Below are 13,668 nucleotides of genomic sequence, written 5' to 3'. Positions count from 1 at the left end.
ACTTCTTAATCTATGTGTATTACTTAGTAGATTCAAGGGGATGAATTATGTATAGGAATGATACAGAAGCAGGCACCATCAAAATGATTACCGCTATGGTGTTATCGGGAACCATAGGATTGTTTGTGATTGAGTCAGCTCAGTCGTTTTGGAATGTCGTATTTTTTCGCTGTTTGATCGCAGGTCTGTTTCTGGCTGGTTACGTTAAATGGCAGTATGGTTCGTTTACTGCAGGCCTGAATAGAAAAGTACTTGGGTTGATTTTGGCGGGTGGTATTACTTTGGTGGGTAACTGGGTTTTGCTCTTTGCCTCTTTTGATTATATCCCTTTCTCTATTGCGACGATTGCTTACCACATGCAACCAATTATGTTAGTTGTTGCTGGTTCACTGATGGCAAGGCAACTACCAAGCGTGAATCTCATTGTGTGGCTATCAGTAGCAGTGTTGGGGTTGGTGTTAGTGACTGATCTGGATCTAACGCAGCTAAGTACTTTGCTGCAAGGTGAAGATGTTGGCAGCCAGCAAATATTATTTGGGCTGTTATTGGCGCTGGGTGCTGCACTGTTGTACACAGTGACGACATTATTGACCAAAGAAGTCAGCCAAGTATCGCCAAGCTTGATTGCACTTGTTCAGGTCAGTGTGGGTGTTGTCTTACTATTACCTATGGTGGATTGGTCGGCGCTGCCGAAGGTTCCAGTTCAGTGGGGAGCGTTACTCACACTTGGTTTGGTAAATACCGGATTTATGTACGTCATCATGTATGACGCCTTTCAAAAACTCACCACTCATCTCATCGCCATTTTATCTTTCGTGTACCCCGTGACCGCTTTAGTGGTGGATTACTTTGCCTTTGATAATGTGATGAATCTATCGCAAGGTTTGGGAGTTATTGGGATATTGTTGGCTGTATGTGCCGTAAAATTTGACTGGCGGATTGGCGCATTGATGCCAACCGTAAAAAGTCAGCAAAAAATCTAAGCAATTCTTTTCCATATACTTTGTGTGGCTATTGGTGGCTTTAACCACATTGCAATTGCATATTGCGACTTATGTTGCAATATGCAATTGATAATATGCACTTGATGGATATTATCATGTGTTTTCACTCAAATCTCACAGCTGTTCACGCTTTCTCATCTGGCATGTAAATTGTAAGCATATTGTTAATGTTTGGTTACCTATTAGGTGATAAGGTTTTAGTGCAGAGTCTTTTGAAAGTATCTCAATACAAGAAACACTTTTGATAAGAATCTGTTATCAAAGCTTTATCTGTCGTCTTGATGGAGCAAAATCAGTTCAGAACAAGTTATGCCCGAGTCATAAAAATTGAACACCCTGGCTTAGGACATAAAAGTGATGGGAGCCATAAATGGAAATGATTGAACTCGTGTATGTCAGCAAAGCGGTTCAACGGCTTAAGCAAGATCAATTGGAAGCGATTCTGTCGAAAGCACGTAAGAATAATACGGACAACGAAATTACTGGCCTTCTCCTTTATGACGGTTATGGCACCTTCATCCAAGTTTTAGAAGGGCCTGAAAACAGCGTCGAATCACTATTCAGTAAGATACAGAAAGACACTCGTCACACCAACATTAACCGTATTGGTTTTCATCATATAAGCACTCGCAGTTTCCCTGATTGGAAAATGGGCTTCAAAGTTCTTGACCAGCACCTTGGGTCGTCGATTCCTGGATTTAGTGATTTTATGGATCACAAAGGAGACTTCGATTACCTGCTGGAACATAAAAGCTTTGCCATGCGAATGATCAAGCATTTCGTTAAAAAGGATTGAGGGGGATAGGCATGTTATCTAGATTAACCATTGCCCAGAAAGTGTATTTGCTCGGATTGTCCCAATTGCTTGCCATGATGATTATGGGCGGTTTTGCCCTTTATCAAATGAACAAGATTGGTAACGAGCTGGTTGATATCGCAGAAGAAGATATCCCGTTAACTAAAATGTTGACGGTGGTGACAGAGCATCAGTTGGAACAAGCGATTCTGTTCGAAAGAGCACTCATTAAAGCGATCCGCGTTGAGCAAGGATTGGCCCAGATGAGTGTATTCGAAGAAGCTAAGAAAAAGGTTCATGACCTGACGGTCAAAACCGAAAAAGAACTCTATGAAGTTGAAGAATTCATAGAGAAAGCCATACCACTGTTGCACTCAGTTGAGGCTCAAGGAAAATTCAAGAAGCTTCTTGGCAAGCTGAAAGTTGTCGAAAAGTCTTACAGCACGCTTGTTGATGAAGTTGACAAAACAATGGACTTCGGCAGCAATGGTCAAATCGAAGAGATGCTCGAGTTCTCTAAGAAAGTGGAAGCACATGAAGATGAAATTGATAAATCGTTGATTTCGATTCTCGATGAAGTGCAAAACTTTACTCTCGCCAGTGCACTGCAAGCTGAAGAGGATGAGAAATACGCAATCAAGTGGATGACGATCATTGCTTCAGTGTCGATAGTTTTAGGTATCCTGATGCCTTTCTTGGTCACACGTGCTATTCGTACCCCAATAATGAATCTCATCGACAGACTTAAGCAGGTGGCTGAAGGTGATGGCGACTTGACCATTCGATTGGATGACTCGTCCCGCGATGAAACGGGTACCGTGGCAAACGCATTCAACAAGTTCTTGGGTGTGTTGATGGGAACCATCACTCAAATCAACTCTAAGGCGGAAGAACTTGGGCAGTCATCAGAAGTTGCAGTTTCAGCTATGCAGCGTACGTTGCAGAACGTTGAAAAGCAGCGTTGTGATATCGAGCAGGTAGCGACAGCGATTAACCAAATGAACGCGACGACACAAGAAGTGGCGAACAGTACAGCAAACGCGTCTTCGGTGACTGATGAAGTCAGAAAGCACGTAATGGAAGGTCAGAAAGAAGCGCTAGCCACTCAAGAGGTTATCCAGGAGCTTGCGAATGAGGTGACCACATCATCCGGTGTGATTGAAAACCTTGTTTCTGAGACCAACAATATCGGCCAAGTACTGGAATCTATTCAAGGTATCGCTGAACAAACTAACTTGCTTGCTTTGAATGCTGCCATCGAAGCGGCTCGCGCAGGTGAAACAGGGCGTGGCTTTGCGGTGGTTGCGGACGAGGTTCGTTCACTCGCTCAGCGCACTCAAGAAGCAACCGTTGATATTCAGAAGTTAGTCGATACATTGCAGTCGGAAGCGAAAAATGCCGTATCAAGTATGAAGAAAGGAACAGATACCGCAAAACTCTGTCTAGAGAAGAGTTCGGAGTCTGCCAATACCTTCTCTGTTGCTGCTGAATCGGTCAATCAGATCGCTGGGTTGAACTTACAAATTGCAGCTGCTGCTGAGGAACAATCGACGGTGGCGCAAGATTTGGACAATAACCTGACCAGCATCAAGACGTTAGCAGAAGAGACCGCGGAAGAAACAAAGAATACAGCGGCTGCAAGTGAAACCATCGCGATGAATGTGATTGATTTACACAAAAACCTTAACAAGTTCCAAGTGTAAGAGCTGTTTGAACTTGCTAACGAGAGGCCAGAGCATTGCTCTGGCCTTTTTGTTTATTGGTTTTTGTATTTGTGCAGTAAATCTATCGGAATGTGGCAATAATCGTCTGGGTGGAAGGTTAGGCGATCCTGATGTTCATCATCGCTTTTAACATAGTTGGTCAGCGGAAGTATCTCTACCACAATACGTTCGCGATCTGAACGAGACTCAATAAAGCCCTGAGCCTGAGTTAAATGCTTATGGTTTATGCTATATACGCCAGTGCGGTATTTTTTACCGATATCTTCGCCTTGCTTGTTGAGGCTGTAAGGATCGATAATTTCAAAGAAGAAATCCATCAATTCCAGAACTGATACTTTTTCAGGATCAAACTGAGTGCGGACGCATTCCGCATAGCCATCATATTCCCCTTTGGTATCCTGATTAGTGCCATTGGCTCTCCCGGCTTCAGTTACGATTACTCCGGGCAGATGTTTCATAAACTCCTGTACACCCCATAAGCAGCCTCCGGCAAAATAGATTTCTTCCATTACATGATCTCTTAAGATTAACTGCCATGTATTAGAGCAAAACTGCTCCAATTGCTCTATGCCTTTTTACTTTTTAAAACGGTCATCTGAACAGTAATTTAAAGGTTGAAACTTTTTTCTCGATACGCGCCTTCGAATTTCAAAGTAGCACACCCTTAAATCGCCATTTTGATGCCTTAAATTGGCGATTTTGGGGTGTTTTAAGTTCTTGATGTTTAAGGTTTTATTTTTGTGGAAAAACAAAGGCTTAGAGTGCTAGTCTTGCGCCAACTAAGGAGAACACATGTCTATAAAAGATCAGACGTATCATCAGCAAGACTTCTCTCATCAGGACTTACAGCAGCAGGTGTATGAGGGTTGTCAGTTCATTAAATGCAGCTTTGACCGAGCGGATTTACGTGATGCAAAGTTCATCAACTGCAAATTCATTGAAGCGCAAGCGCTGGAAGGGTGCAGCTTCCAATATGCCAACCTCAAGGATGCCAGTTTTGAAAACTGTATGTTAGCCATGAGTCAGTTTGTTGGTGCTGATTGTTTTGGTATCGAATTTAGAAAGTGCGATTTAAAAGGTGCGAACTTTCAGCGAGCGAATTTTGTTAATCGTATTAGCCATTCAGCTTACTTTTGTTCTGCATACATAACTGGGTGTAACCTGAGTTACGCCAACTTTGAACGTGCATTGCTAGAAAAGTGCGAGCTGTTTGAAAATCGTTGGAGTGGTGCCAACCTGTTCGGAGCCAGTATGTTGGGCGCGGATTTGTCACGTGGTGAATTCAGCAAAGAACAGTGGGGCACATTCAACTTGGAAAGTGCAGACTTAACTCATGTTGACCTGGAAGGTTTAGACATGCGTAGGGTCTCACTCAACGGTGTGAAGATCTGTGATTGGCAGCAAGAGCAGCTACTGTCGAAGTTTGGTTTGGTTGTGATTGGTTAAACCTACTCCTCTAAAAAAGTATCCAACGAATTGACATCGAAATAACGGCGAGTGAAAAAACACTCGCCAACCAGATCAAGAAAAACCATCCAAATTGTTTCATCAGTGGTACCCCTCACCGTGTTTTAGCTTTCCTCTGAATACCCAGTATGAATAAGCGCTGTAGGCGATGATCATGGGCAGCAAAATAGCCGCTCCGACCAACAAGAAAGCAAGGCTTGAATCTGGGCCTGCGACCTCTTGGTATGTCAGTGCAAATGGAACTAGGTAGGGGAAAGTGCTTACGCCAAAACCAAGCGCAGAGATAACAAACAGCCCTATACCGCATAGGTACGCCTTGAGTGCCTTGTGTTCCAACAAAGCGGAAAATAGTGTCCATATACACAATGCTGCAGCAATTGGAATGAAAAGGAACAGCAGCGCGTTAGGGAAACTGAACCAACGCTCGAATACCAAACCATTACTGAGTGGTAACCATAAGCTAGCGATTGCGATACAAATAACGAGTGCCAACCCCCAACGTTTTGCGACTGTGTAGTAACGGTTGATCAGATCATCGGGCAATTTCATGATTAACCAGCAAGCACCTAACAGTACATAAGCGCAAACTAAGGCCACAGCACAGAACACGCTGAATGGGCTTAACCAGTCAAACCAGCCGCCAGCATACGAACGTCCATCCACTTTGATACCTTGAAGAAGGGCACCGAGCATAATGCCTTGCATCGCTGTTGCTAGTAATGAACCCAAAAAGAAGGCTCCGTCCCACAGGAATTTGCCTCGTTTGGTTCGAAAGCGGTATTCAAACGAAACCCCTCGTAGTATGAGCCCTAAAAGCATAAGGATCAGCGGGGCATAAAGTGCAGGCATGACGACGGCGTAAGCCAGCGGGAATACCGCGAACAAGCCGCCACCACCCAACACCAGCCATGTCTCGTTACCATCCCACACAGGAGCGATACTATTCATCATGAGATCGCGTTCGTTTTTACTGTGAGCGCTGGGGTAGAGAATACCAATTCCCAGATCAAACCCATCCAAAATTACATAGATGAGGACAGCTAAACCGATTAATCCGTACCATATTAGTGCGTAATCCATATCGCCTTCCTCACGTTAGATGGTTGGAATGAGAAGCAGGTGGAGAATCTGTGCCATCAGGGAGGCGACTGTCCAACGACTCTTCATATTTTGTTGGTGATTTACGCATCAAGCGCAACAGATAAAAGAATCCAGCTCCGAAGACAACAAAATACACAACGATAAACGCGGTTAAGGAAACGCTTATCGCTGCGGCGTCAATAGGCGACGCAGAATCGGCGGTAGTGAGCAGTCCATATACGGTGTATGGTTGGCGACCCACTTCAGTGGTTATCCAGCCAGCTAGTACAGCAATAAAACCTGCCGGGCCAAAGAGTACGCACAGTTTGTGGAACCAAGGCGTTTTAAACAGAGTTTTTCTCTTTCTTAGCCATAAACTACAAAGACCTATGAATAGCATGCCAAAGCCAATACCGACCATAATCCTGAAACTCCAGAATACGATAGCAACAGGAGGGTGTTCGTCGGCTGGAAACGCATCTAAGCCTTTTACTTCACCATCCCAGTCATGTGTCAGAATCAGGCTGCCAAGTTTGGGGACTTCGACTTTATATTCCACTTCCTGAGTTTCATCATTGGGGATACCAAACAAGATTAGCGGCGCACCTTTGTGTGATTGGTAATGACCTTCCATAGCCGCGACTTTAGCTGGTTGATGCTCCAAGGTATTCAAACCATGCATGTCACCGGCAACAATCTGTATTGGCGTGACAATGGCCGCCATCCACATAGCCATTGAGAACATTGTCCTAGCCAGAGGGTTGTGGGGAGCCGATAGCAAGTGGTAGGCACCTACAGCAGCAACGACAAAGGCTGTGGTTAGGTAGGCGGCGAGTAGCATGTGAACTAATCGATATGGAAAAGAAGGGTTGAACACGATTTCAAACCAACTTTCTGGGATGAATTGACCCACTTCATTGATTGAATAACCTGCGGGTGTTTGCATCCAGCTGTTAACGGAAAGTATCCAAAATGCAGAAAGAAATGTGCCGAAAGCGACAACACACGTCGAAGCAAAGTGCAGCTTTTTACCGACCCTGTCCATTCCGAATAGCATCACGCCGAGAAAGCCTGCTTCAAGGAAGAAAGCGGTGAAAACCTCATAGCCCATCAAAGGTCCGAGTATTGGCCCTGTCTTGTCTGCGAAGACACTCCAGTTCGTGCCGAATTGATAGCTAAGCACGATGCCGCTAACTACCCCCATACCGAAACTGATGGCGAAGATTTTCAGCCAATACTTGTACAGCTGTAAGTACTTTTCGTTGTTTGTTTTAAGCCACAAACCCTCTAACACGGCTAAATAGCTTGCTAATCCAATGGTAAAGGCTGGAAAAATGATGTGAAAAGATACTGTGAACGCGAACTGAAATCTTGCTAAGTCCACTGCCAGCGTTTCCATAACATGCTCCTCGCGACGAATATGCTGTTATGTACGATGTCTGGCAGTTGATTGTTCACAACGTAAGAAAATTAGTAGTGCGCCAAACGGCAAAAATGCTCGTAGATAAGATTGAAAACTTAATTCGGAAGTAAAGATATGAGCTTGAAAAGTAGACTGGATGCCATAGCCCCCGATTTTGAACCGGGCGGTAAGTATGAGAAGTTTTATCCCGTGTTCGAGGCCGCTGCGACCATATTTTATACCCCAGGTTTAGTGAATAGAGGTGTGACACATGTGCGTGACAGCATTGATTTGAAACGCATTATGATAATGGTGTGGCTGGCTACTTTCCCTGCCATGTTTTGGGGGATGTACAATGTTGGTAACCAGTCCTCCATGGCTCTGTTAAGCGTATACTCTGTGGCTGAATTGGAGACAGTTGTTGCTGATAGTTGGAGACTAATGTTGGCATTCGGCTCCGCTCAGGGTGTCGCCGATGCCGGCTGGATGAGTAAAATGCTGCTTGGGGCAAGTTACTTTCTACCAGTTTACGCCACCGTTTTTGTTGTCGGAGGCTTTTGGGAAGTATTGTTTGCAGTTGTGAGGAAACATGAAGTAAACGAAGGTTTCTTCGTGAGCTCTGTACTCTTCTCTCTCATTCTCCCTCCCACCATCCCTCTTTGGCAAGCTGCACTCGGTATCACCTTTGGTATTGTCGTGGCAAAAGAGATATTTGGTGGCACAGGTCGAAATTTTTTGAATCCTGCTCTGGCTGGGAGAGCGTTTCTCTACTTTGCCTATCCTGCCAACATGTCAGGAGGCGCGGTATGGGTTGCCGCTGATGGTTATTCTGGAGCAACACCGCTGAGTCAATGGTATGAAGGTGGTCAAGGTGCTCTGATAAACAATATGACTGGTGAAGTGTTGCGTTGGAGCGACGCGTTCTTGGGTAATCTTCCCGGTTCGATGGGAGAAGTTTCTACGTTGCTGATCATGCTCGCTGGCTTGCTTCTCATAGCGATGAGAATCGCATCGTGGCGGATTGTCGCGGGGGTTATCATAGGCTTGGCTGTTGCTTCAACACTGCTTAACGTGATCGGCTCTCAAACTAACCCGATGTTCTCGATGCCTTTCTACTGGCACTTAGTATTGGGTGGTGTGGCATTTGGCACTTTCTTCATGGCCACGGACCCTGTCTCGGCTGCGTTTACTAACAAAGGTAAATGGGCATATGGCATCCTCATTGGTGTTATGACAATAGGTATTAGAGCGCTTAACCCTGCATACCCGGAGGGGATAATGCTGGCTATTCTATTTGCTAATTTATTCGCGCCGTTATTCGATTTCATGGTCAAAGAAGGCAATATCAAAAGAAGACTTAAGCGTAGTGAGCGCTAACTGCATGAAGAAACAGCATTTACCTAAAAAAATGTGTGTGGTCTGCTGCAGACCATTTACATGGCGCCGTAAGTGGCGCCATTGTTGGGAGGAGGTTAAGTATTGCTCGGAGCGATGTCGAAGAAGTCGTAATCACCAAGGCAGTTCTTCGCCGTTATAAGCAAGAAAGCTGCCGCTGATATCTGAAGTTGCTTCGGAAATGATTTTGACGAGATCTGCGGCCACTCTATCAGGTTCAAACAGTTTTCCCTCCGGCACATTGGCTTGAAAAGGTTTTGATAATTTGGTGTCCGTTGTCCCTGGATGCAGTGAAAGAACGCATGCTTTGGGCATAGTTCTTCCCCATTCAATACTGAGGGTTTTGAGTAGCATATTGAGTGCCGCTTTAGATGAGCGATAGCTATACCAGCCTCCCAATTGATTATCTTTAATGCTGCCGACTTTGGCTGAGATAGTTGCGAGCTTTGGCTGGCTACTATGCTTCAAGGCGCTTTGAAAGTGTTTGGCGATCAGCATCGTCGGCATCGCATTATTCATGATGTTTTTCAGGTAAAAATCGGGATCAAATGATTTGAGGTTTTTTTCGGGCCCGTGGTGTTCATCATGCAACAATCCAACCGCGTTAATAATCCAATCTAGGTGCTCTATCTTATTCGCTAGTAATTGCAGTTGCGCTTCATTTGTCACGTCGAGTTTGTGCCAAATGATTGTTTTATGAGAATGGGTTGGTTGCTGATTTCTATAAGTAGCGTGTACTTCAATATCAGGACTATGTTGGGCTAAATTCCGGCAAATTGCGTGTCCAATACCGCCGTTTCCACCAAAAATAAGTACTTTCATTAGATACCCTAGAGTTAAGCTGTTTGAGAGATATTCAAATGTATAACTATGACTTATAGTTTGTTTTACGACCTAGAAGTTGAGAGAGATTACTGTTCGAATACTTTTTATTGAGCGCCGCTTTTTGAGAAACGTGATGCTTTAGTCGCTGATTTATGTGATTAATTTCACGCAAATGATAAAGAGTTACACAGATTTCTATAAAAAGTCGTGTTCCCTTCCAAAGTCACAATTCTATAAGCTAACTTTATATGTGCTAGGTTTCTTATTTTAGAGTGTGTATGTTATGCCACTTGTTAAACGGAATTTAATGGCTTTAGGTCTTGGCTCCTTACTCATTGGAGTAGCAGCTTTGTTTGCCAGTCAGTATGAGTCGCGAAACAAGACCAATGATACCAAAATAAGAGTCGGTGTCTCTTTGACGCCGCTGGCTTCTCCCTTTTTGATTGCTGAACACCTTGGCCTTTTCGATGACTATGATCTTGATGTCACTTTGTACCCTTGTGCTAGTGGAATAGCCTGTACCCAATTGATGTTAAATCGAGATGTCGAGTACGCGACCGCCTCCGAATCGGTAGTGATGTTTCAGAGTTTTGAGCGTAAAGATTTGGCATTGCTGGTGAGCTTTGTTGAGTCAGATAATGACCTTAAGCTGCTTACGCTAAACCCCTCTGAAATCGGAGACGTGGGAGCGCTACAAGGTAAGAAAGTAGGTGTAGTAAAAGGCAGTGCCAGCGAGTTTTATTTTGATTCTGTGCTGATTGCCAACAATCTCAAAACCCTCAATGTAGAAAAAGTCTATCTCCAGCCTCATGAGTTGGTTCCAGCGTTGCTGTCCTATCGTGTGGAAGCGATTTCAGCTTGGGAGCCAATGGGTTACAAAGCCGACATCTTATCTGCTGCCGAAGTGAGTAATCTGGGTACTCCGGGGATTTATCAACAGTCCTTCAATTTACTGTCGACCACTCCTTATCTTGAGTTTGCCGGTAATGAGCCTACGCAATTATTGGGCGCTCTTGATGAAGCTGTGGAATGGATCAATGCAAATCCGGACAAGGCTTTGGGCATCATTACTAAACGCCTCAATATTCCTGCCAATCAAGTTAAGTGGTCATGGGAAGACTATGTTTTCCGTTTATCGCTGGGCAATTCGTTGCTGTCTAATCTGCAATTACAAGCGAGATGGGCGGTAGAAAGCGGACTGGTCGGGAGCGAGCAACCCGATTTCAGAGACTTGTTCTTTACTCAACCCTATCAACAAATCATTGCTTTGCGAGAGTAAGCTATGTTGGATTCACTGTTTAAAAAGCTGTTTGTACTATCAACGACAACCCTGATGCTGACGTTGTTCATCATCATTTCTTTCGCGAAAGTGGCGGGAGAACAACGTGAAACAAAAGCCGAATTGGATCAGATCATTGATTTACAATTGTGTGTCGATTTACTCAGAAGCCAGTTGTGGGTCTTCCTTCAGTTTGGTGATGAATCCAGTCTCAATCAAGTGGAATTGGCTCAGGCGGAATTAGCGACCAAATTGACAGCTTATAAGCAGAACAACAGTCAGCTAGGAAATATTCAGCGTATGAATCACAGCTTAAATGCGCTGCTGAACAAAGAAAAACAAGTGTACTTTTTATCCATCAATGGGCTCGACGAGCAGGGGTCCGCAAACATCAATGCGCGAGGTTTGCTCCACTCTCGTTACAACATGATCGTTCAGAACATGACAGAAGAGCTGGCTTATGTTCATCAGTCTGTACTTAACCGTAATGCAAACAGCCTGCATCAAGTTATGCTTTATGCGGCAGCATGGTTGATCATCTGTTCAGTCTTGGTCAGTGCGACGGCTTGGTTGATTTCGTTCCGCTTTAAATCAGGTGCCGAAGCCATGAAGAATGCGATTATCGACTTGGCTGAAGGGAAATTAGACTCAAAAGTCGAAGCAGTGAAAATGGATACTGAGTTTCGAATCATGGCGCAATTTTTTAATCAGATGACAATGTCATTGTGTGAAACAACAGTGACTAAGCAAGAACTGGAAGAAGAGGTGATGCGCCAGACTCAGCAGCTCAAACATAAGCAGGAGCAGCTGATCTTTTTATCTGAGCACGATCCTCTGACGAATCTCGTCAACCGCCGAGCCTTTGATAAAGCATTAGAGAATGCGATCGTTAAAGCGAACCGTACTCAGTGCAAACTGGCTATTTTCTTCATTGATTTGGATGACTTTAAGTCCGTCAATGACACATTTGGCCATGAAGCGGGAGACGCCATTCTTATTGAGGTGGCAAGTCGTATCACAGCGGCAATCCGTGAATCTGATTTTGTTGGTCGTTTTGGGGGGGATGAGTTCGTTATCTGCCTCGATCTTTTGCATGACTTTGATATTGTTGCAAAAAAGGCTGAGCAACTGCTGGATGCGATTAACGCACCGATTGAGTTCAACGGCCGAACCCTCAAAGTAGGAGCCAGTATTGGCGTCAGTTATTTCCCTGATCAGACTAAGAACAAAGAAGTCTTATTAAGTATTGCCGACGAGGCGATGTACAGAGCGAAACAGATGGCGGGATCCGCGTGTTTTGATGGGAAAACTACAGTCTGCAAAAAAGGTTCTAAGTCTGTTCGGTTAACTTCAATCAATGATTGAAATTAAGGCAGAATAGATTCAAATCGCCTTTAAATTCACTGGCCTTTCTAAAAGGTTGTACATTTCTTTAAACACCCGTTTATTGATAGATTTAACGCATTATCTCGACATTATTGTCAATTATCGACATCTTATCCGCGTTTGATTCACGCATGGTTTTGTGAATCGTATTTGGATAGGAAGCCAACATGGATAAAGAACACAGTTTACGTGAGAATTTGCTCGCACTTATCTTAGGGAGCGCTTTGGTCTCTCTCGGAGTTATTTTCTTCAATAAAGTTGGGTTGCTGACTGGTGGGACTGCTGGCTTGGCGATTTTCCTGACGAAAGTCAGCGACTTTAGCTTCGGTCAGGTATTTTTTATGCTTAACCTGCCGTTCTATGCTCTGTCTATCGCTCGCATGGGTTGGCGATTTACCGTCAATACATTTGTCGCTGTCAGTATTGTTTCCCTTGCTGTTGATCATCTGCATCATGTCATTGAGATAGCTCGTATTGAACCTTTATACGCTGCTCTGCTGGGTGGAGGCTTAATAGGCATGGGGATGCTAGTTATCTTTCGCCACAAAATGAGCCTAGGAGGGTTTAACATTCTGGCGTTATTCCTTCAGGAGCGCTTTGGCATTCGAGCGGGTAAAGTTCAGATGGTACTGGATTGCACAATCGTTGTTTTATCTCTGTTTATTGTCGATCTTTCTCTTATTCTGCTTTCAGTAGTTGGCGCCATTGCCACAAATCTAATCTTGGCAATGAATCATAAACCGGGTCGTTATCAACCCCAGCAATCCTCAGCATCATAGATAAAGCAGTCAAACGGTTTAATGCTATGTTAAGCCGTTTTTATTTGTCTTCGAGTAGCGCTTCTAGACTTTGAATACTGTGAACGCCTTTTGGAACAGGAAGATTAGTTGGGTTGTACCAAATGGTCTGCAATCCTGCTTTGTCGGCGGGGTAGATATCTTTCTCAAGAATGTCGCCGACCATCACCAGTTCAGAGGGGTGATGGCAAAGTGATTTGGCAATTTCGAGATAAAACTCAGCACTATTCTTCTCTAGGCCTAAGTTAGCCTTGCAGAAATAGCCGTTAATGTAGGGATCTAATCCGACTCTTTGAAAGGCTTGTTGGATTTCACGTTCGGTTGAGTCTTGAGCACTGGTTGCTACGTAGACTGGGAAATGGCGGCTGAGCGACTTAAGCGTCTGTTCTGCTTTATCCACGGCCTCTACGTTCGGCCATAGATACATTTTCCCCTGCTGATCTGGGAAGTCGGCCATGAGCGTGTTTCCCCAATCAAAAAGATAAACCTTATTCATTACTCTCTCCGTTTAAC

At 44.4% G+C, this 13,668-nt stretch carries 14 protein-coding genes; 9 read left to right on the top strand and 5 right to left on the bottom strand.

Annotated elements, in window-relative coordinates:
- Positions 1–47: 47 nt before the first annotated feature.
- The 3 genes from QMA41_RS08450 (at position 48) to QMA41_RS08440 (ending at position 3,503) form a co-directional block, all read left to right on the top strand.
- On the top strand, positions 48–983 hold the full coding sequence (locus QMA41_RS08450; RefSeq protein ID WP_281629372.1) for a DMT family transporter: 936 nt from the start codon (positions 48–50) through the stop codon (positions 981–983).
- Positions 984–1,374: 391 nt separating this feature from the next.
- Positions 1,375–1,800, top strand: coding sequence for a BLUF domain-containing protein (locus tag QMA41_RS08445; RefSeq protein WP_281629371.1), 426 nt, complete (start codon positions 1,375–1,377; stop codon positions 1,798–1,800).
- A gap of 11 nt (positions 1,801–1,811) precedes the next feature.
- On the top strand, positions 1,812–3,503 hold the full coding sequence (locus QMA41_RS08440) for a methyl-accepting chemotaxis protein (protein ID WP_281629370.1): 1,692 nt from the start codon (positions 1,812–1,814) through the stop codon (positions 3,501–3,503).
- A gap of 53 nt (positions 3,504–3,556) precedes the next feature.
- Here the strand turns inward: QMA41_RS08440 and QMA41_RS08435 are convergent, their stop codons facing one another.
- Positions 3,557–4,033, bottom strand: coding sequence for a peptide-methionine (S)-S-oxide reductase (locus QMA41_RS08435; RefSeq protein WP_281629369.1), 477 nt, complete (start codon positions 4,031–4,033; stop codon positions 3,557–3,559).
- 283 nt (positions 4,034–4,316) lie between these two features.
- On the opposite strand from QMA41_RS08435, the gene QMA41_RS08430 reads away from it, so the two are divergent.
- Complete coding sequence (locus QMA41_RS08430; RefSeq protein ID WP_006961398.1) at positions 4,317–4,970, top strand: Qnr family pentapeptide repeat protein; 654 nt, start codon at positions 4,317–4,319, stop codon at positions 4,968–4,970.
- Between the two features lie 102 nt (positions 4,971–5,072).
- On the opposite strand, the gene cydB is transcribed toward QMA41_RS08430, so the two are convergent.
- The gene (cydB, locus tag QMA41_RS08425) at positions 5,073–6,071 is read right to left on the bottom strand and encodes a cytochrome d ubiquinol oxidase subunit II (protein ID WP_281629368.1); all 999 of its coding nucleotides are present in this window, start codon (positions 6,069–6,071) and stop codon (positions 5,073–5,075) included.
- A 10-nt stretch (positions 6,072–6,081) separates the two neighbouring features.
- On the bottom strand, positions 6,082–7,470 hold the full coding sequence (locus QMA41_RS08420) for a cytochrome ubiquinol oxidase subunit I (RefSeq protein WP_281629367.1): 1,389 nt from the start codon (positions 7,468–7,470) through the stop codon (positions 6,082–6,084).
- A 138-nt stretch (positions 7,471–7,608) separates the two neighbouring features.
- Between QMA41_RS08420 and QMA41_RS08415 the strand changes: the two genes are divergently transcribed.
- Both QMA41_RS08415 and QMA41_RS08410 read left to right on the top strand, forming a co-directional pair.
- A complete protein-coding gene (locus QMA41_RS08415; protein WP_281629366.1) occupies positions 7,609–8,850 on the top strand; it encodes an NADH:ubiquinone reductase (Na(+)-transporting) subunit B in 1,242 nt (413 codons plus the stop codon).
- A 4-nt stretch (positions 8,851–8,854) separates the two neighbouring features.
- Entirely contained in the window at positions 8,855–9,010 is a 156-nt protein-coding gene (locus QMA41_RS08410; RefSeq protein ID WP_095570931.1) for a DUF2256 domain-containing protein, read from the top strand.
- Here QMA41_RS08410 and QMA41_RS08405 read toward each other — a convergent pair.
- A complete protein-coding gene (locus tag QMA41_RS08405; RefSeq protein WP_281629365.1) occupies positions 8,983–9,690 on the bottom strand; it encodes an SDR family oxidoreductase in 708 nt (235 codons plus the stop codon). The two genes, QMA41_RS08410 and QMA41_RS08405, sit on opposite strands and share 28 nt — an antisense overlap.
- 310 nt (positions 9,691–10,000) lie before the next feature.
- Between QMA41_RS08405 and QMA41_RS08400 the strand changes: the two genes are divergently transcribed.
- The 3 genes from QMA41_RS08400 to QMA41_RS08390 all read left to right on the top strand — a co-directional run bounded on the left by QMA41_RS08400 (position 10,001) and on the right by QMA41_RS08390 (position 13,137).
- Entirely contained in the window at positions 10,001–10,972 is a 972-nt protein-coding gene (locus QMA41_RS08400) for an ABC transporter substrate-binding protein (protein WP_019275337.1), read from the top strand.
- Between the two features lie 3 nt (positions 10,973–10,975).
- Positions 10,976–12,337: a diguanylate cyclase gene (locus QMA41_RS08395; protein ID WP_043009996.1), complete on the top strand. Its 1,362-nt coding sequence runs from the start codon at positions 10,976–10,978 to the stop codon at positions 12,335–12,337.
- Between the two features lie 188 nt (positions 12,338–12,525).
- The gene (locus QMA41_RS08390) at positions 12,526–13,137 is read left to right on the top strand and encodes a YitT family protein (RefSeq protein ID WP_006961391.1); all 612 of its coding nucleotides are present in this window, start codon (positions 12,526–12,528) and stop codon (positions 13,135–13,137) included.
- Between the two features lie 40 nt (positions 13,138–13,177).
- Here QMA41_RS08390 and QMA41_RS08385 read toward each other — a convergent pair whose 3' ends face one another.
- A complete protein-coding gene (locus QMA41_RS08385) occupies positions 13,178–13,651 on the bottom strand; it encodes an HAD family hydrolase (RefSeq protein WP_281629364.1) in 474 nt (157 codons plus the stop codon).
- Between the last annotated feature and the right edge of the window lie 17 nt (positions 13,652–13,668).

This window comes from Vibrio sp. St2, from assembly GCF_947311885.1.
Lineage (GTDB): Bacteria > Pseudomonadota > Gammaproteobacteria > Enterobacterales > Vibrionaceae > Vibrio > Vibrio coralliilyticus.
This window is presented reverse-complemented; position numbering and strand designations above follow the sequence as displayed.

Excerpts from the sequence above, each read along its gene's own strand:
- QMA41_RS08415 (WP_281629366.1), top strand. The coding sequence starts at position 7,609 with ATGAGCTTGAAAAGTAGACTGGATGCCATAGCCCCCGATTTTGAACCG.
- QMA41_RS08435 (WP_281629369.1), bottom strand. The coding sequence starts at position 4,033 with ATGGAAGAAATCTATTTTGCCGGAGGCTGCTTATGGGGTGTACAGGAG.
- QMA41_RS08440 (WP_281629370.1), top strand. The coding sequence starts at position 1,812 with ATGTTATCTAGATTAACCATTGCCCAGAAAGTGTATTTGCTCGGATTG.
- QMA41_RS08405 (WP_281629365.1), bottom strand. The coding sequence starts at position 9,690 with ATGAAAGTACTTATTTTTGGTGGAAACGGCGGTATTGGACACGCAATT.
- QMA41_RS08385 (WP_281629364.1), bottom strand. The coding sequence starts at position 13,651 with ATGAATAAGGTTTATCTTTTTGATTGGGGAAACACGCTCATGGCCGAC.
- QMA41_RS08445 (WP_281629371.1), top strand. The coding sequence starts at position 1,375 with ATGGAAATGATTGAACTCGTGTATGTCAGCAAAGCGGTTCAACGGCTT.
- QMA41_RS08395 (WP_043009996.1), top strand. The coding sequence starts at position 10,976 with ATGTTGGATTCACTGTTTAAAAAGCTGTTTGTACTATCAACGACAACC.
- QMA41_RS08400 (WP_019275337.1), top strand. The coding sequence starts at position 10,001 with ATGGCTTTAGGTCTTGGCTCCTTACTCATTGGAGTAGCAGCTTTGTTT.
- QMA41_RS08450 (WP_281629372.1), top strand. The coding sequence starts at position 48 with ATGTATAGGAATGATACAGAAGCAGGCACCATCAAAATGATTACCGCT.
- QMA41_RS08420 (WP_281629367.1), bottom strand. The coding sequence starts at position 7,470 with ATGGAAACGCTGGCAGTGGACTTAGCAAGATTTCAGTTCGCGTTCACA.
- QMA41_RS08410 (WP_095570931.1), top strand. The coding sequence starts at position 8,855 with ATGAAGAAACAGCATTTACCTAAAAAAATGTGTGTGGTCTGCTGCAGA.
- QMA41_RS08390 (WP_006961391.1), top strand. The coding sequence starts at position 12,526 with ATGGATAAAGAACACAGTTTACGTGAGAATTTGCTCGCACTTATCTTA.
- QMA41_RS08430 (WP_006961398.1), top strand. The coding sequence starts at position 4,317 with ATGTCTATAAAAGATCAGACGTATCATCAGCAAGACTTCTCTCATCAG.
- cydB (WP_281629368.1), bottom strand. The coding sequence starts at position 6,071 with ATGGATTACGCACTAATATGGTACGGATTAATCGGTTTAGCTGTCCTC.